This is a genomic window from Paraburkholderia sp. 35.1 (genome assembly GCF_050436525.1).
Taxonomy (GTDB): domain Bacteria; phylum Pseudomonadota; class Gammaproteobacteria; order Burkholderiales; family Burkholderiaceae; genus Paraburkholderia; species Paraburkholderia tuberum.
Window position 1 is genome coordinate 1,331,055 of the sequence record NZ_JBNDMJ010000002.1, and the last position, 17,614, is coordinate 1,348,668.

Genomic DNA, 17,614 nt, shown 5'->3' on the forward strand with positions numbered 1-17,614 from the left:
ATCCTGGAGCGTGATGTGCGCCCCGTCGGAGTGTGGTCCGAATCATCCGCGTTTCTGCGTGCTTTTATTAATTAAAGCTATTCTCTGTCTGCAGTCTACTGCGTTAATCGTCGGCAAGGCTCAGGCAATTCGGCTGGCGGCGCTCGATCGCCCACTTGAGCAATGCTGCCGCGCGCAGCGGCCCATGCGCGAATTTTCCGTAAGGCATCGTCAGGAACAAGGCGATCACTGCGCCCAGATGAAGCGCGAGCAGCGTAGGCATCGCCGCGCTCGCGCGCCACGCGGCGAGCGCGAGTCCGCTCACGGCGATGAACAGCAGCATCGCAATGAAGCCGAGATCCATCGGTTTTTGTTGCGCATCGCCCTGCAGCGGGTGTCGGCGCAGATTCAGCCATCCGAGGCCGAGCGTGCCGGCCGTGATGCCGATGCCGCCCGCGATGCCCAGCAGCGCCGGCAGGCTCATGTACGCATACGGCGCTTCGAGACCGAGCCGGTAGTGATAGAGCGTGGCGACGCTCGTTGACAGGAAGCACAGCAGAAAGCCGTAGAAGGTGGTCTGATGGAAGTGTCGGCGGGCGAGCGAGAAGCGGTCGTCGTCGTTGTTGCAGCCGTCGCCGTGGCCGCCACCGAGATACTTGAGCGTGGCCACCGCCGCGCCGGCCTCGGCCGTTTCCGCGGCACTCGCCACGCCGGGCCCCATCTCGCGCCAGAAGCGCCGCACGCCGACGCCAAGCGCAACGACCGCGAACAGGAACACCGGCGCGAACACGCCGACCATCAGCCGGTGCGGGAATACATCGTAGAAGCTGCCTCCGGGCGCGGCGCGCCATAGGGTGCCGCGCAGCGCGAGCGCGAGAATCAGGAACAGCGCGAAGCCGGCGGCGAGTGCCAGCGAGACCACGAGCCCGTTGCGCTCGTAAAGTCTGCCGAAAGCGCTTGGCCACGCGTAAAGGCGGTACGTGCGCAGGCGCACGCGAGCCATCGCCTGAGGCACGTTCACCGCGAACTCATGCGGCGGCGCGTACTGGCACGCGTGCAGGCACGCGCCGCAGTTGTGGCACAGGTTCGCGAGGTAATGCACGTCGGCGTTGCCGAACTCCAGACGCCGTGTCATCGCTGGAAATACCGCGCAAAAGCCTTCGCAATAGCGGCATGCATTGCAGATCTGCAGGATGCGCGCGACTTCGTTCTCCGCGGTGGCGGCGGGTGGGACGAACGACGAACCATCCGCCGCGGCCCGGGCATCGCGGATCAGGATCTCAAGCGGCTGCATCTGCGTGTTCCTGGCGTGCTGCGGCGGCCGCGTTGCTCCCCGCGATGCGGCCGAAGGCCGTTCCGATGCTCATGCCGACGCCCGCCGTGTAACCTTGGCCGAGCACGTTGCCCGCCATCATTTCGCCCGCCACGAACAGGTTCGGGCTGGGGACGCCGCCGAAGTGGACGGCGGCTGTCTGATCGGTCTTGAGGCCGAGATAGGTGAAGGTGACGCCCGGCCGCAGCGCATAGCCGAAGAAGGGCGCGGTGTCGATCGGACGCGCCCAGTGTGTCTTGGCCGGCGTGAGGCTTTCGGTGTGGCAGTCGTCGAGCTGCGTGTGGTCGAACGTGCCGGGCCGGCACGCCGCGTTGTAGGTGTCGAGCGTCTGCATGAAGCGCGCATCGTCAAGGTCGAGCGCGCGGGCGAGTTCCCGCAGGCTGTTCGCCCGCGCGCCGGGAAACACGGGCGGCATGAAACGGCCGACGGCTTTTGCATCGATTATCGAATAGGCAATCTGGCCCGGTTGCTGCGCGACGAGCCGGCCCCAGATCGCATAGCGCTTTGGCCAGAAGTCCTCGCCTTCGTCGTAAAAGCGCACGGCCTCCCGGTTGACGACGATGCCGAGCGATACGCAATCGATGCGCGTGCAGATTCCCCCATCGTAGAGCGGCGCTCGCGCGTCGATCGCAACCATGTGAGCCTGCATCGGGTCGCCGATGCGGTCCGCGCCGGCGTCGAGCATGAAGCGCAGCAGCGTGCCGTTGTTGAAGCGCGAGCCGCGGATCAGGAAGTTGTCGGCCGGGTACTCGCCGCGCTCGTTCTGTCCCCACGCGGCGCGCAGCCACTCGCGGTTCGATTCGAAGCCGCCGGCTGCAAGCACGCAGCTGCGCGCCGCGATGCGTTCGTCGGCCATATAAGCCGCGACGAAGCGCGGGCCGTCGAGCTCGAGCCGGTCGACGGGCGCATCGTAGCGTATCTGTACGCCGAGCTGCCCGGCGCTGCGGTAGTACGCGTTGACGAGCGCCTTACCGCCGCCCATGAAAAACGCATTGGTGCGCGCCGTATGGAGCGCGCCCGACAGCGACGGCTGGAAACGCACGCCGTGACGGTGCATCCACGGACGGCAGCTCGACGAGGCCCGGATCACGAGGCGGGCGAGCGCTTCGTTCGTCTGCCCGCCCGTGACCTTCAACAGGTCCTGCCAGAACTCCTCTTCGGGATACTCGCCGACGAGCACGTCCTGAGGGGTATCGTGCATGCAGCGCAGATTGCGCGTGTGCTGTGAATTGCCGCCGCGCCATTCGCGCGGCGACGTTTCGACGAGCAGCACCGAAGCGCCCGCTTCGCGCGCCATCAGCGCCGCGCAGAGGGCGGCATTGCCGCCGCCGATTACAAGGACATCGACCATGTCAATTGCAACCAGAATATCCAACCAGGGTATCGATCGATTGGAAATAAGCACCAATCACGCCCGCGCTGTCCGATGAGCATTTCGATCTGAACGATCTCGTCGCATTATGCGCGCTAATGGACCTTGGCAGTTTCCGGAAGGCAACCAACACGGTGCATCTATCGCAACCGCACCCGACGTCTGCGATGCCATCGCCATCGACATGAATGCCTTTTCCAGGTGGTTCGCCTGCCGTTACAAATGCAGTGCGTCTCGACGGCGCGTCATGAACCGGTAGTGCGATAGTGCTCACAAGAAGCCGGTCATACCGGTGGTGATTTCCTTCGTGCTCGCCCTACACTTATACTTACGCGACAGTGGGTGAACTCGTCGCGTGGATTATCGGCTGTGGCCAGGATCGATCCAGCGGTCACGGCTGCTGCCACGCACATGAGCGCAGACATCTCCGCTCTCTGGCGAACCGGAGTCAACCATCGCCGGTACGATCCTGCCGTGAACCGGCTTCGGAGGATGGGGCCATGCGCATGAACCTTGCACGCAAGCTGATCCGGTCTCACCTGATCGAGGGCGACATGACGCCTGGCGCGGAGATCGGCATCTCGATTGACCAGACGCTGACGCAGGACGCGACCGGCACGCTCGTGATGCTGGAGCTCGAAGCCATGGGACTGGACCGGGCGAGGACCGAAGTCAGCGTGCAGTATGTGGACCATAACCTGATCCAGGAGGACTACCGCAATGCCGACGATCACCTCTTTCTGAAGAGCGCCGCGCAACGCTTCGGACTGTGGTACTCACGGCCCGGCAACGGGGTCAGCCATCCGTGTCATCAGGAGAACTTCGGCAAACCGGGCAGGACGCTGCTCGGCTCTGATAGTCACACGCCCGCCGCTGGCGCAATCGGCATGCTGGCCATCGGTGCGGGCGGACTCGAGGTCGCGCTGGCGATCGCAGGTGAGCCGTTCTTCACGCGCATGCCCGAGATCTGGGGCGTGAAACTGACGGGCCGGTTGCCCGACTGGGTAAGTGCGAAGGATGTGATCCTCGAGATGCTGCGCCGTCATGGGGTCGATGGCGGCGTCGGCAGGATCATCGAATACTACGGTCCAGGGCTTGATGGACTCAGCGCCATGGACCGGCATGTCATTGCAAACATGGGTGCCGAACTCGGTGCGACCACCACCGTTTTCCCCTCCGATCAGGAGGTCCGGCGCTTCCTGCGTGCGTGGGGACGGGAAGCCGACTGGACCGAACTGATAGCTGACCCTGGTGCGACCTATGATGTTCGTGACGAAATCGATCTCGGGCGCCTCGAGCCGCTGATCGCCATGCCGTCGAGCCCGGACAACGTGGTTCCCGTGCGCGAGGTCGCGGGCGAGCCGATCCATCAGGCTTACATCGGTTCATCCGCCAATCCCGGTTACCGCGACTTCGCGATAGCGGCAACCATGGTGCGTGGACGCGCCGTCCATGACCGTGTGTCGTTCGACGTGAATCCCACCTCGCGGGCACAGCTCGAAATGCTCGTGAGCGACGGCCATATCGTGAACCTGCTTCATGCCGGCGCGCGCCTGCATCAGGCCGGCTGCAACGGCTGCATCGGCATGGGTCAGGCACCCGCAACCAACGGGTTGTCGCTGCGCACCGTGCCGCGCAATTTCCCCGGCCGCTCGGGCACACCCGAAGACAGGGTGTGTCTCGTCAGCCCCGAAACCGCCACTGCGTCGGCCCTCACGGGTGAGATCACGGATCCGCGCACGCTCGGCATGCCGTATCCGCGCGTTGCCGATCCCGATCATCCGATCGTCCATCGCGAGATGTTCGACCCTCCGCTTTCCGCTGAAAAAGCGTTGCGGGTGACGCTGCTCAAAGGCCCGAATATCGCCCCACTGCCGGCGTTCGAATCGCTGCCCGACATGATCGAAATGCCGGTGATGCTGAAGGCGGGAGATAACGTCTCCACAGATGAAATCATGCCGGCCGGCGCGCGGGTGCTGCCGCTTCGCAGCAACATCCCGGAAATTGCGAATTTTGCGTTCGAGCGAATTGACCCTGCCTATGCGCGGCGTGCGAAGGAAACCGGTGATCATCTTGTTATTGGCGGATCCAACTACGGACAGGGTTCGAGTCGCGAACACGCGGCGCTGGCGCCACGCTTTCTCGGACTGCGCGTTGTACTGGCGAAAAGTTTCGCACGCATCCACGCGCAGAATCTCGTTAATTTTGGCGTGCTCGCGCTGGCCTTTGACGATCCCGCCGACTATGACGGCATTGCGGTCGGCGACGTGCTGCGGCTTGATGGCGTCCATGATGCGCTGACCAGGAGCCACGGACTGACCGTCAAGAACACAACGCGGGGCGGCACCTTCGAAGTTCACCACGCGATGTCGCCCCGGCAGGTCCAGTATGTACTGAGCGGGAGCCTCATCAACTGGATGAAGGAGCGTCTTGCGGGCCACGCGGGAACCACCAGTGCAACATGATCCGCTCCCGCTCGACGCCGCCGGCGTCGCCGGACTGTGCGCAGATCCTCGTGCTGCCGAATGATTTCGCCATCCGCATCGTCTCCTCACGCAACAGTCCTGTCGACGGTCCCCGTTACCGGCTGACCGTGCGCGCAATCCGGGGTACGCTGCAGGTCGTAGCTGCATGGAAAGCGCTCGGGCAATACGCCGCTGATGTTGAGCAGGTCCAGATCGGTATTGACAACCGTCACGGCTTCGAGGAGATCACCTTCACGTTCGGCGACATTTCGTCCGGAGCGCTCGTCCGGTTGGTGAGACGGCAGATCGCGCTGCCCTGGACGCTCGACGCCTATTTCTATTCCGACAACGACGCGACCGCCTGATCTGTACGCGCATATGCAAAAGCGGTGTGTGACCTATCGGCTCGCGTTCGTGTCGGACGAGACCTGCAACAGGAGCCCGCGGATGGCGTTGAGCAGGCAGACTGCCTGCACCGGCTTCAGAAGAAACACGTCCCACGGCCGCCCTGCCAAGGGCGGCGCAAGCGTGCCGGCGGCCATAACCAATAGAATTCCCGCTGTTGCGCGACTGCGCCGCAGGCGCCAGCACAGTTCCACACCATCGAGCCGGGGCATTTTCCAGTCCGTCACAACCAGCGCCGGTGATTCGATACCAGCCGCGGCTAGTGCCGCCTCCCCGTTCTGTGCGGTCAAAACGTGATAACCCTCCGGCTCCAGCAGGAACCGGAGGGCGGTCAGGATGTTGGGATCGTCACCGACAACAAGGATGGTGGACACCGCAGTATTACCGATAATGAGACTTTCAAATTGCTGAAACCGCAAGCATTTTTCATTCCAGCATGCCGCCCGTTGCCATCAAGCGGAGTTCGCTCTAGCCCGCCGTTCGCCAATCGCGAGCGGCGCGATGGCAAACGACTTCCGCTCCATCGGATCCGGACGTGGGCTGCCGCCGAATAACCCGCCGCAATCGCCGATAAGTCGGAATACTGGTAGATCGCTGTAGGGTCTATAACCAGTATCGGGAAGCGTGGGGAATGTTGACCCGAGCAGGTTTGGTGATCACGACCGGAGGAAACCATCACCAGTCTTTTCGAGCCCGATGGAGGCTCTGATAATCATATAGCCGTCCTACCGGAACGGCGCGAGGCCGGCTATATGATTATCAAAGCCGTCGCCAAGTCTGCGGCGTGGGCAATATCAGCGGTAAACAAGATCGGCGCAGATGTGGATGATACTAACCAATGCGAGGTAACTCGTCCGGCAGCAAAGTCTCCTTTTCGAGAAGAAGTTTTGCCCCTTCGTCTAACTGCTTTCGGTGCGTTCTCAGGATTTCCATTGCGGCGTTCGCTGCATCCCGCACCAGGGCGCGCACGGCGCAGTCGATTTCCCGTGCGGTCTCCTCGCTATACTCGCGGGTGACCGAAGCCGGATCGCCAAGGAAGGCGTTCGGTTGCGATTCATAGGCCATTTGTCCCAAATCTTCGGACATGCCGAAGCGCGTGACCATCATCCGGGCTATATGCGTCGCTTTTGCCAAATCATCCGCCGCTCCGGAGGATATCTCATCGAAGACAAGCGCCTCGGCTGAGCGGCCGCCAAGAAGCACGGCCATCTTCCCCCTGAGCTCGGTACGGCTCATCAGGAAGCGATCGTCGGTCGGGCGTTGCATTGTATAGCCCAGAGCGCCGATGCCGTGCGGCACGATTGATATCTTCTGAACCGGATCTGCGCCGGGCGTGACCAACGCCACCAGAGCGTGCCCCATCTCATGGAACGCCACGATCTCCCGCTCCTTTGGAATAAGTAAGCGGCTCTTCCGCTCCAACCCTGCGACGATCCGCTCGATCGCAACGGTGAAATCCGTGATGTCAACGGATTGAGCATCACGCTTTGTCGCCTGGAGAGCTGCTTCATTCACCAGATTTGCCAAATCGGCACCGGAGAATCCTGGCGTGAGCGCCGCGATCTGCTCAGGTTCGATATCCTTTCCTGCTCGTATTCCCTTCAGGTATATCTTGAGAATAGCAATACGCCCGGCCTTGTCTGGTCGATCTACAAGAACCTGGCGATCAAACCGTCCCGCGCGTAGAAGGGCAGGGTCGAGAACTTCCGGCCGGTTTGTCGCGGCCAGCAGCACGATGCCTGTTTGAGGGTCGAAGCCATCCAACTCCATCAAGAGTTGATTGAGTGTCTGCTCCTTCTCGTCGTGCCCTCCCAAGGATCCGATGCCGCGCGCTCGCCCCAGTGCGTCGAGTTCGTCGATGAAGATGATGCATGGCGCGACTTTGCGGGCTTGCTCGAACAAATCGCGGACGCGTGCTGCTCCAACTCCTACAAACATTTCAACAAATTCCGATCCGCTGATCGAAAAAAATGGGACGCCCGCTTCACCAGCAACTGCGCGGGCGAGCAATGTTTTTCCTGTTCCCGGCGGGCCGACCAGCAGCACACCTTTCGGGATGCGGGCACCGAGACGGCCATGATGCTGCGGCCTCTTCAGGAAATTGACGATCTCGATCAATTCGTCTTTTGCTTCATCGACTCCCGCTACATCCTCGAACGTAACCTTGGTGTCCTTTTCGACAAAGATCCTGGCTTTACTCTTGCCGATTGTCATGAGCCCGCTCATGCCGCCTTGTTCGGCAAGACGCCGGGCCGCGAACATCCATATGCCGACAAAAAATACCGCAGGCAGCACCCACGACAAAATATCACTAACCAGGTGGTTATCCACCACACCGGTCACCTTCACGTTGTACTTGTCCAGCAGGGCGTAGACGTCAGGCCGGACCAGCACGGTCGAATATAACTGGCGCCCATCGGCCAGCGGTTTTGACAGCTTGCCGTCAAGGAGATTGCCACGCACGTTGACGGCTTCTATTTTTCCGTCCTTCAGAAGCTGCTCGAACTGGCTAAAAGGGATCGTCTCGACTTGCTGTCGGGCGACCCACCAACTCTGGAACAGCAGAATGGCGATGACTGCGGCAATTGTGTAACCGATATTGAAGTGCGTCTGCTTGTCCACCGTCGCCTCCGTATCAACAGCTGCCGTTTGCGTTGTTTTTGAGGGGCACCTCTGCAGCGCGACAGGACGCGCATTCGGGGCCACTTTACGCCCTAGCGGTCGGCGCTACCTGTGCAGACCACCTTATACTGGCTACCGGCCCTCCCAGCACGTCAAGATATCTCTAAGACAAGCCTCGCTCGCGTCGCTGGCTTCGCCCATACTCAGGACGTCGAGGGATCGGATATCCGCCCGTGCGGTCAGGCCTTTCGAAAAAAAACGGCTCTGGACTTGCTGTCTCGCAACTGGGCGGCGCCATCACGGAGCTTTCTTGCCTTCGGAGCCATGTCCCACGCGACGCAGCGGCCGCGTAAGGCTGGCGAAAAGCACCGCAAGGATACCGGTCAGAAATATTCCGTCGAACGTCCCCGCTCCGCCGATCGAGGCTATTGGCGCAGCAAGACCCTGAATGCGTCCCAGATTGAGCAGATCCGCACCAATGAGTGTGCCCAGGCTTCCGCTGATATAGGCGAGCGGAGCAGCGAGGTTGGGCGAGAGCAGAAGCGCGACCACGGCAGCAGTCATCACGGGAACGAAGACTGGCAATGCGATACCGAATCCAGGGATGGGATGGGCCAACGGGTGGCACACTGCAGCGACGAGGGCAATCGCGACGGGACCCCGGAGCCACAGGTGATGTCTGAAAAGCAAATAGAGCGACATCAAACCCGGAATGAGCGCTCCGCCGACATTTACCGCTATGACCGTCCCGGGCCATTCGACGACCACTGGCACTACGTAGTGCATCCCGAAGAAAACGATCTCTTGCCCGGACCGTACTTCCTGCGCCGGCAACTCGGCTAGCGGGATGTTGAAATAGCTGCCTGCCAGCATTCCGAGGAGCAGAAGCAGGGCGGCGCCGAAGCTTATACCGAGGCGCATGGATACGTAGTGCAACGCCCCGATCCGAAGAAGGCCCACGAGGAGGAGAAATATCCCCACCAGCATCGAAAAGAATGGAAGCGGAAGAGGGAAATAGTGGAGATGGCTTAACTGCATGGGCGATTGTCCTCTTTTACAGCATAGAGGACGTCTGCAGCGGCCGGTTAGTTCGCGTTTTTACCTACTTCGAACGTTGGGCTTTGTCACGTTGCCGATCACCGGACGAATCGTGTTCAGGCGAAACAGTCGCTCAGAAAACAGCAGACGGATTCCGGGTGAGACCGGTGAAAAGACGCCAGGCTTCAAACCGGGTCGCAAGCTGCTTTCGATAAAGCGAAGCGCGCAGCAGATGACGCTTGAGCGCGAAGTGTTGTCGGATCGGACCGAAGCACGACAGGAACGCCTGCGTGCGCCCGGGCAGGCGGAAACCACGCATACGTCGCTCGCGTTCACGCGTGGGCTGATGGCTGTTCTCTGCACCGTTGTTGACGCGAGCGGCCGCCTTGACGAACACATGCTTCACGTTCGCCAGCTCCGGGATTTCGGTCTTTGCTGCGGGGTAACTGGGCAACTGGTCAGTGACGATCTTCTTCGGCACCTCGGGACAGCGCAGGCTGAGCTGGAACCTGAAATACCAGTGTACCGCGTGGCTGATGACTGACGCCGGGAACCGGTGACCGTGATACAGCGATTTCGTTTTCTTCACCACTTCCTCTTAACTGACCGCAGCGCCAACGTGACAAAGCCGTTCGAAGCAGCACCACAAAAAAAGAGCCTGACGCAGAGGTAACCTGCCGGCGATTATATGCTGAAGCTTTCCCCTGAAAGCCAAGTCTGGTGGGGGTTCGGGGAATATTTTCTGCTTTCGGTGGACGGGCAGAAAAAATGGTCAAATCCCAACGATCGGGAATTTATTCGTGGTGGACAACTCAAATACAAAGGGAACGTAAGGTCGCGGCTTCCCGACCTGTTCACGATCCCAAGCCACGTACGCACGTCCATGACAAACCAGACGAAGCAGGCGGACAAACCGTGCGCAATCCATTTCCCTTGATCGGGGCCCACCGTCGCGCATGAGATAAGCAATTCCACAACTGCGTCGGGCGCGCATCGCGCCGTACAACCATACGTCAATGCGCCTCGTCCGGTTTCATCCTTGGCAGTTAACAATGCGATGGCTGACTTTCTCGGTAACCGAAGGTTAAAGAACGGAGGAATTCGCCGTGTCAAAGCAACTTTTGTTTGTCAGTGCTGCGTGCGTTTGCATCTTGACCTGCGGCCAGGCTCATGCAGCCTGCACCACCACAATCGGCAGTGTGATGGCGTTGACCGGATCGCTGGGCGTGCTCGGCCAGCAGATTGCCAAAGGCGTGCAGCTGGCTGTGTCGGATCTCAACGCGGCCGGCGGCGCCAACGGCTGCACTGTGGATCTGGCTCTGCTGGATGACCAGACCGCACCCTCCGTTGGAGTGGATGCAGCCAAGAAGCTGGTCGACGTGCAGCATGTGCCGGCCATCGTCGGCGCGCTTTCGAGCGGTGTCAGCGGAGCCATCCTGACCGCCGTGGCTGTGCCGGGCAAGGTCGTGCTGATTTCTCCCGCCTCCACCTCGCCGACCTTCACCCAGCTCGCGAAGGACGGCAAGACAGACGGCTACTGGTTCCGGACGGCACCCTCGGATGCGCTGCAAGGCGTAGCGATAGCTAAGGTTGCACTCGATGCCGGGATAAAGAAGGTTGCTGTGCTTTATCTGAACAATGCCTACGGGCAGGGGCTCAGCTCCGAGTTCGCCAACGCGTTCACGAAGCTCGGGGGCGCGGTCACGCAAAACGTCGTCTACAACCCGAGCCAGGCCTCCTATCGCGCGGAAGTCAGCAAGGCAATGGATCCAGCACCTGATGCGCTATTCCTGATCGGCTATCCGGGCGACGGCACGACCATTGCGCGCGAATGGATTTCAGCCGGAGGTCCGCAGAATTTTCTTCTGCCCGACGGGCTGGAATCCCAGGATTTCGTCAATGACGTGGGCACGCAGTACATGAAGCATGTACACGGCACGGCGGCCGGCTCGGAGACGACGCCTTCGCTTGCGACCTTCAAGCAGGAGTTCCAGACCAAGTTCGGCGAATTACCTACGCAAGCCTATATCCCCAACGCTTATGACGCGACGGTCATCATCGGCCTCGCCATCGACTACGCGAAGCGTGCCGACGGCATGGCCATCCGCGACGCCATCCCCAAGGTGACCGATCCTCACGGCAAGAAAGTCTATGCCGGTGCGGCCGAGCTCAAGAAGGCGGAAAAGATGCTCGCGCAACACGAGGTGATCCAGTATGTGGGCGCATCGGGGCCGCTGCAGTTTGACCGGTACGGAGACATCAACGCCCCCATGGTGGTCTGGTCTGTGGACAGCGGCGGAAAAGTCAAGCCGACGGGCATGGTCACGGTGAATCAGATCAAGGAGCTACGCAGCAAGATCCAGTAGCGGCACCAGGTTTCGAACAAAAGAGCCTGCTGCAAGGCTTGACGCCGATCAAACCGCGATTCCTCAAGGCGGTAACGCACCGTACCCCTCGAGGCATTCGCGGCTGGGCGGCGGCGTTTCGGGAAGGACACTGCGCGAATGCTGGAAGTCAAACAGCTCGTCAAGGAGTTTGGAGGATTGCGTGCGGTCGACGGCGTGTCCTTCACCTTGCGCGCTAACACCATCACCGGCTTGATCGGGCCGAACGGCGCTGGCAAGACCACGCTTTTCAACACCATTGCCGGCGTGCATCGGCCGACGTCGGGCGACATTTCGTTCCTCGGCCGGCGCATCGACGGCCTGGCGCCCCACAGGATCTTCCACGAAGGACTGGTACGGACGTTTCAGATTCCCCGCCCGTTTGCCGAAATGACCGTGCTCGAGAATTGTATGCTCGTGCCGCCCCGCCAGGCCGGCGAGCGCTTCTGGAACAACTGGTTCAGCCGCCCGCAGGTGCGCGCCGAAGAACGTGCCTGCCGCGACCGCGCTCAGGAAGTATTGGCCTTCGTCGGCCTCTCACCGCTAGCGGGCGAATACGCCAAAAATCTCTCCGGCGGCCAGCAGAAGCTTCTCGAACTGGCCCGCGTGCTGATGGCGGACCCCAAGCTCGTCCTGCTCGATGAACCTGGGGCCGGGGTCAATCCGACTTTGCTCGTTACCATCATGGACAAGCTGCATGAACTCAATGCCCGGGGCATTACGTTCCTTATCATCGAGCACAACATGGACCTGATCATGACGTTGTGTGATCCGATCCTCGTGATGGCACAAGGCAAGCTGATCCTGGAAGGGTCGCCGACGACGGTGCGAAGCGACCCGGGCGTCCTCGATGCCTACCTCGGCGGGGTTCCGGAATGAACGCCCCGGCGCTCTACGCGCATGAGCTGGTGGCCGGCTATGTGCCAGGCGTGGACATTCTGCGCGGCGTGGAGCTCATGGTCGGACGCGGTGAAATCGTCACGGTGCTCGGTCCCAACGGCGCGGGCAAGTCCACGCTGATCAAGGCGATTGCCGGCTTGGTGGCGGTGCGCTCGGGCACAGTGCAACTGTTCGGGGATGACATCGGGGGCGTGGCCGCGCACCATATGGTGGAGCGGGGCCTGGCCTACGTGCCGCAAACCAACAACATCTTCAGCCGGCTCAGCATCGAGGAAAACCTCGAAATGGGCGCATACATTCAAGGCAACCGAGCCGACATCCGGCGCGGCATCGAACAGATGTTCGAGCTGTTTCCGCGGCTTCGGGAAAGACGCAGGCAAGCTGCCGGCATGCTCTCGGGCGGCGAACGGCAGATGGTGGCGGTCGCGCGTGCGTTGATGGCAAATCCCAAGGTGCTGATGCTGGACGAACCCTCGGCGGGACTGTCGCCGAAACTGGTGGGCGTCGTATTCGGCAAGGTGCGGGAGGTGCGCGACCTGGGGGTCACCATTCTGGTGGTCGAGCAAAACGCCAAGGCCGCCCTGGCGATCTCCGACCGGGGTTACGTGCTGGCCGAGGGTCGAGATCAGATGACGGGCCCCGCCAGTGAACTGCTCGCGAACCCCGAAGTGGGTCAGCTGTATCTGGGCGTTCGGCGAGGTCTGTCATGATCGCGCAATACGTCGCCGACGGGGTCATTCTTGGATCGACTCTGGCCTTGGGAGCCATTGGCCTCACGCTGACCTACAACATTCTGCGTTTCGCCAACTTCGCCCACGGCGAATTCCTCACCTTCGGCGCCTACTTCGCGCTGTTGCTGACTGCGCTCTTTGGGACCGGAACCGCGCTGGGTCCGGTAACCTTCGGCGGACCCTTCCTGCTGGCGATCGTGGTCGCCGGCATCTTGACCTCCGGAGTGGCGCTAGTACTCGACTGGCTGCTCTACCGGCTGCTACGAAAAAGCGAAGTGGCGGTCACGCTGGTGATTGCATCGTTTGGTGCATCGCTGATGTTACGCAACCTTGTGGTCTTCATCTGGGGCCCCCAGCCCGAGTACTACTCGCGCAGCATCGCCATCGCCAGGGAAATTCTTCCCGGCGTGCGACTGACCGCCGACGAGGTCTTCGTCGTTGCGCTGACGCTCGCCCTGATGATCGCGCTACATCTCTTCCTGACGCGCACCCGGCTGGGCAAGGCCATGCGCGCCGTGTCGGATAACCCCGCATTGGCGAGCGTCACCGGCATCGACGTGCAGGGCATCATTCGCTGGACCTGGGTGGTAGGTGGCAGCCTGGCGGCGATCGCCGGCGTGCTGTACGGCCTGACCGTGCAAATCTCCCCGGAGATGGGCTTCAATCTCATCCTGCCGATGTTTGCCGCCGCCATCCTCGGCGGCGTGGGCAGCATTTACGGCGCGGTGCTGGGGGGGCTGATAATCGGCCTTGCCGAATCCATGTCGGTGCCGATCCTCGGGTCGGCATACGAGCCGGCGGTCGGGTTCTTCCTGATGTTTCTGATCCTCCTCGTCTATCCCAAGGGGATTCTGGGAGAGCGTTCATGAGCGGGATGATCTCCTATCTGGTTTTCTTCCTCATCCAGGCATCGATTTTTGCCGTGGTCTGCCTGGGACTGAATCTGCAATGGGGTTACACCGGACTCTTCAACATCGGCATATCCGGATTCTTTCTGATGGGAGCGTATGCTTTCGCAATCTTGTGCGGACCGCCCTACGACACACATCTCGGCGGCTTCGGCCTGCCGTATTTCGTCGGTCTGGCCGGCGCCCTGTGCGCCGCTGCCGTGGTCGGCTTCATCGTCGGGATTCCCACCCTGCGGCTGCGTGAAGACTATCTGGCGATCGTGACGATCGGCATCGGCTCCATCCTGCAACTGATTTCGTTGAACGCTTCCTCCTTGACGGGCGGGAGCCGGGGAGCCAGCAGTATTCCAAGACTGCTGCCCGGATTGTTCCAGTCCGTGTTGGGTGTCAACCTGCTAATGCTCGGGTTCATGGCCGTACTGGTCCTGATCATCTACCGGGCTCTCGAAGCCATGGTGCGCTCCCCCTGGGGCCGGGTTCTCAAGGCCATCCGGGAAGACGACACCGCCGCTTCGTCGCTCGGCAAGAATCCCTTCCTCTTTCGACTACAGTCTTTCGTGATTGGCTCCGCCCTCATGGGTTTGGGCGGTGCTCTTTACGCCAGCTTCATTGGCTTCATCAGTCCGGAAGACTTCTTGCCCGTCTTCACGTTCCAGATATGGACCATGCTGATCGTCGGCGGTAGCGGCAATAACAAAGGGGCAATCCTGGGCGCCGTACTGATGTGGGCCGTCTGGACACTGAGCGGCAGCGCGGCTCAGGCCGCACTGCCGGTCCACCTGCAGGTCAAGGGCGGGGCCGCGCAGGTCATGCTGATCGGGCTCGTGCTCATGCTGACACTCATCTTCAGGCCGCGCGGCCTGGTCGGAGAGGAAGCGACGGTATCTCGAGAGGCGCACGTGCTCCCGCGCAAACCGGAGTAGCGCGTATTCGCAGCGCGAAAGCCGATGACGGAAACGAGGTAGCCGCGCTTCAGGAGTCGCACGATTGAACCCGCTGGACCGCAGGTCTTCATGGGGGGTCATCGATACTCAAAGGGAGGTATCGGCCGATCGTAAGTGACAACAAGCCGAGCATTCGAGCAACGAGTCGGCGCACCAAACGAGTTCCGGTGTCAGCGGCCATTCGAAGCGCTGTCGCTTCGACGGCGGGTTATGATGCGTAGCGGACATCTTCGGATGGGGTAGTCACTCGGCTGTTCGTGTCGCGACCTCAGCCCGTTGTTGCAACTGCGACACCGCAGCCAACCAGCAGCAACCCTTGCGCAAAAGGAAGCCATCGCGCTTGCGGCAGCATTTTTTCGAGCATCACGTAGATCGACAGAGCGGCAACCCAAAGCACGTTCATGACGCCAAACACGAAGAGCAACGCCATGAGCGCCCCGCAACAGCCGACGCAATAGGCCCCATGCCGGAACCCCATGATCCAGGCACCGAGGCTGCCGTCGCGCCATTCGGTCAGAAGAAAACCGAGGGGGGAAGCACACTTGCTAAGGCACGCATGCTTTAAAGGTGTCAGCTGGAAGACTCCAGCAATGACCAGGAGAGCGCCCCCAAGCAGCGGGGTTGCGCGCCGGGCAGATCGAGCACCTGGATGTGGCGGCCCCCAAGCAATGGGATGGCCGAGAGCTTCGTCAAAACGATGAAGCGCGATTACGTTTCGTGGATGCCCAAGCCTGACGCGAGAACTGCGCTGCAGAACTTGGCCATTGCGTTCGACCACTACAACGAGTCCCATCCGCACAGCGCCCTGAAATACCGGTCGCCACGCGAGTTTCGCCGGCGAACAAATTCTCCAACCTAAGCGTGACCGCGTGTCCGGTCACGCAGGGGTAAGTCCAACGCGATAACCGAACACAGCAGGCGCTTCAAGTGCGGCTCGCGTCCATCCCGACGATGGTTCATTCAGATATTGCACCACGGCGCTCGAAGGTTCATTTGGCATTGTCTGCCGATTGGAATCGATCAGGGCTTTGTGGTCGTCCGGGTACGTGCCGTAGGTCGCTGCCTCCGGCGTGTTCTTGTCGCACATCGGCGCAACCCGTGAGCACGCCTGCGATCAATACCGCTGCGCTCGCGGCCCTCAGCTTCGTTTTCATCATTTCACCTACGCGGACAGGTTTTTCATACGGCTTCTTATCTCTTGTCTGTACTTTTTGTGGCGCCAATATAGCCAGAGCAAAGAGGCGAGTGCCACTAATCGAGGAGCTAGACCTTCGTTGTTAGAGACTTCCACTCTTTACTCCTTGCCGGTCTCCTGGGGCACTGACAAGTTTATTACGCTCTACGGTTCTGATCGGGACTGGATTGCAGTGGCCCGGTCAGGCCCTAAAAGCCGGGAGGGGGCGGCAAAGGTGGGCCGGGTGGGGGGGACAGCGATGGCAGGGATGGCGGGGACGACAGGGACGGAGGGGACGGAGGGGACGGAGGGGACGGAGGGGACGGAGGGGACGGAGGGGACGGAGGGGACGGAGAGCGCGGCAGGGACGGACGGGGCGGCAGGGACGGCAGGGACGGAGGGGACGGCAGCTTTGGCAACCCACCTACGGGCGGCTTCAGCATATCGATAACGGATTTCAGCTTTTGGGCGATGGCCTCGGTGACCGCCTTTTTCGCCTCGTCCGCGAGCGCCTCGCACACGGCACGGATGATCTCGGGCGGAGTGGCGCCGTTTGTGGTCGCGCCGATATTGACGAGATGCAGCGGAGGTAGCGGTACCGTAAGCGCGCCTCCGGGCAGGTGAATGTCAAGTGAAAGTGTGCCGCCCATGACGGTGAGCTTGCGGATGATGACCTTGCGCGCGTTGCTGCCGGCCCGGATGGCGGCCGGGGTGGTGGAATAGGCCTGGGCGTTATTTTTGATGGTCTCCAGGTTGCTGGTGGCGGTGGGACTTTGCGCCTTGTAAGTAATCTGCGGCGCGATGACTGTGGCGGAATCAACGATGACAGGGCCGCCGCCGAGAAGTGAGCCGCTTTCCACCTGCAAGGCGATACGGTCCACCACTACGGCGTAGGGCGAAGAGAAACCAGTGGGGTTGCCCACGGTAAGTCCATCAAGCGCGCCCACGCCGGTGAAGGGCGAGAATTCGACGCTACCCACGAGCACCTGCGTCTGGGTCGCAAGGGCGCCTTCCGTCTCGATGGCGGACTTGATGGATGGTTCGAACCGGGCGAGCAGGGTCCACAGCGCAATAGCGGCGACGGCGAGCAGGATGGCAACGGCAAGTCCGAGAGTTTTTTGCATGGTGTTGGGTGATCCATGAAAGGCGGTGGCCCGTCCAGACGCGCGACCGTGCTAATCAGCAGTCGCCAATATTGACTACAGAAGTGGCTTGGAAATGGAAAAATGGGAAGGCGGTCTGAAGGGGCTTTGTTCGGATGAGGCTACTCTGCAATACCCCCATCCGAGCAGCGCGGGGGCAAGGTGTTGAGTGCGCAGCGCAAGGGGGACTGAAGGGGCAAGCGGTTGAGCGCGAAGC

General features: G+C 61.4%; 16 protein-coding genes and 1 pseudogene. 9 read left to right on the top strand and 8 right to left on the bottom strand.

Going from position 1 to position 17,614, the window contains the following annotated elements:
- Positions 1 to 103: 103 nt before the first annotated feature.
- Together tcuB and tcuA are read right to left on the bottom strand one after the other, a co-directional pair.
- Positions 104 to 1,273: a tricarballylate utilization 4Fe-4S protein TcuB gene (gene tcuB, locus OKW27_RS12120; protein ID WP_429333597.1), complete on the bottom strand. Its 1,170-nt coding sequence runs from the start codon at positions 1,271 to 1,273 to the stop codon at positions 104 to 106.
- The gene (gene tcuA / locus OKW27_RS12125) at positions 1,260 to 2,663 is read right to left on the bottom strand and encodes an FAD-dependent tricarballylate dehydrogenase TcuA (protein WP_429333598.1); all 1,404 of its coding nucleotides are present in this window, start codon (positions 2,661 to 2,663) and stop codon (positions 1,260 to 1,262) included. Before tcuA ends, tcuB begins: the two co-directional genes overlap by 14 nt.
- A gap of 359 nt (positions 2,664 to 3,022) precedes the next feature.
- On the opposite strand from tcuA, the gene OKW27_RS12130 reads away from it, so the two are divergent.
- Together OKW27_RS12130 and OKW27_RS12135 are read left to right on the top strand one after the other, a co-directional pair.
- Complete coding sequence (locus tag OKW27_RS12130; protein ID WP_429333599.1) at positions 3,023 to 5,149, top strand: aconitate hydratase; 2,127 nt, start codon at positions 3,023 to 3,025, stop codon at positions 5,147 to 5,149.
- Positions 5,146 to 5,514: a hypothetical protein gene (locus OKW27_RS12135; RefSeq protein WP_429333600.1), complete on the top strand. Its 369-nt coding sequence runs from the start codon at positions 5,146 to 5,148 to the stop codon at positions 5,512 to 5,514. Before OKW27_RS12130 ends, OKW27_RS12135 begins: the two co-directional genes overlap by 4 nt.
- A 33-nt stretch (positions 5,515 to 5,547) precedes the next feature.
- On the opposite strand, the gene OKW27_RS12140 is transcribed toward OKW27_RS12135, so the two are convergent.
- From OKW27_RS12140 to OKW27_RS12155, 4 genes are all read right to left on the bottom strand, one after another.
- Positions 5,548 to 5,973: a response regulator transcription factor gene (locus OKW27_RS12140; protein ID WP_429333601.1), complete on the bottom strand. Its 426-nt coding sequence runs from the start codon at positions 5,971 to 5,973 to the stop codon at positions 5,548 to 5,550.
- 412 nt (positions 5,974 to 6,385) lie between these two features.
- Positions 6,386 to 8,176 carry an ATP-dependent zinc metalloprotease FtsH gene (ftsH, locus tag OKW27_RS12145; RefSeq protein ID WP_429333602.1) on the bottom strand — a complete coding sequence of 597 codons (1,791 nt, stop codon included), beginning with the start codon at positions 8,174 to 8,176 and terminating at the stop codon, positions 6,386 to 6,388.
- Positions 8,177 to 8,473: 297 nt separating this feature from the next.
- Positions 8,474 to 9,214: a DUF1614 domain-containing protein gene (locus OKW27_RS12150; protein ID WP_429333603.1), complete on the bottom strand. Its 741-nt coding sequence runs from the start codon at positions 9,212 to 9,214 to the stop codon at positions 8,474 to 8,476.
- A gap of 133 nt (positions 9,215 to 9,347) precedes the next feature.
- On the bottom strand, positions 9,348 to 9,803 hold the full coding sequence (locus OKW27_RS12155; RefSeq protein ID WP_429333604.1) for a DDE-type integrase/transposase/recombinase: 456 nt from the start codon (positions 9,801 to 9,803) through the stop codon (positions 9,348 to 9,350).
- 99 nt (positions 9,804 to 9,902) lie between these two features.
- On the opposite strand from OKW27_RS12155, the gene OKW27_RS12160 reads away from it, so the two are divergent.
- The 6 genes from OKW27_RS12160 (at position 9,903) to OKW27_RS12185 (ending at position 15,060) form a co-directional block, all read left to right on the top strand.
- The gene (locus OKW27_RS12160) at positions 9,903 to 10,151 is read left to right on the top strand and encodes a hypothetical protein (protein WP_429333605.1); all 249 of its coding nucleotides are present in this window, start codon (positions 9,903 to 9,905) and stop codon (positions 10,149 to 10,151) included.
- Between the two features lie 169 nt (positions 10,152 to 10,320).
- Positions 10,321 to 11,580 carry an ABC transporter substrate-binding protein gene (locus tag OKW27_RS12165; protein WP_143037205.1) on the top strand — a complete coding sequence of 420 codons (1,260 nt, stop codon included), beginning with the start codon at positions 10,321 to 10,323 and terminating at the stop codon, positions 11,578 to 11,580.
- Between the two features lie 138 nt (positions 11,581 to 11,718).
- Complete coding sequence (locus OKW27_RS12170; RefSeq protein WP_090806789.1) at positions 11,719 to 12,477, top strand: ABC transporter ATP-binding protein; 759 nt, start codon at positions 11,719 to 11,721, stop codon at positions 12,475 to 12,477.
- On the top strand, positions 12,474 to 13,208 hold the full coding sequence (locus tag OKW27_RS12175) for an ABC transporter ATP-binding protein (RefSeq protein WP_090806787.1): 735 nt from the start codon (positions 12,474 to 12,476) through the stop codon (positions 13,206 to 13,208). The genes OKW27_RS12170 and OKW27_RS12175 overlap by 4 nt, the downstream gene beginning before the upstream one ends.
- Positions 13,205 to 14,098 carry a branched-chain amino acid ABC transporter permease gene (locus OKW27_RS12180; protein ID WP_090806785.1) on the top strand — a complete coding sequence of 298 codons (894 nt, stop codon included), beginning with the start codon at positions 13,205 to 13,207 and terminating at the stop codon, positions 14,096 to 14,098. The genes OKW27_RS12175 and OKW27_RS12180 overlap by 4 nt, the downstream gene beginning before the upstream one ends.
- A complete protein-coding gene (locus OKW27_RS12185) occupies positions 14,095 to 15,060 on the top strand; it encodes a branched-chain amino acid ABC transporter permease (protein ID WP_429333606.1) in 966 nt (321 codons plus the stop codon). The genes OKW27_RS12180 and OKW27_RS12185 overlap by 4 nt, the downstream gene beginning before the upstream one ends.
- Before the next feature lie 289 nt (positions 15,061 to 15,349).
- On the opposite strand, the gene OKW27_RS12190 is transcribed toward OKW27_RS12185, so the two are convergent.
- Entirely contained in the window at positions 15,350 to 15,835 is a 486-nt protein-coding gene (locus OKW27_RS12190; RefSeq protein WP_429334589.1) for a DUF2182 domain-containing protein, read from the bottom strand.
- On the opposite strand from OKW27_RS12190, the pseudogene OKW27_RS12195 reads away from it, so the two are divergent.
- Positions 15,740 to 15,940 (top strand): annotated as a pseudogene (locus tag OKW27_RS12195) (integrase core domain-containing protein); the annotation flags it as partial. The gene OKW27_RS12190 and the pseudogene OKW27_RS12195 overlap by 96 nt on opposite strands.
- A 524-nt stretch (positions 15,941 to 16,464) precedes the next feature.
- On the opposite strand, the gene OKW27_RS12200 reads toward OKW27_RS12195, so the two are convergent.
- The gene (locus tag OKW27_RS12200) at positions 16,465 to 17,379 is read right to left on the bottom strand and encodes a hypothetical protein (RefSeq protein WP_429333607.1); all 915 of its coding nucleotides are present in this window, start codon (positions 17,377 to 17,379) and stop codon (positions 16,465 to 16,467) included.
- Between the last annotated feature and the right edge of the window lie 235 nt (positions 17,380 to 17,614).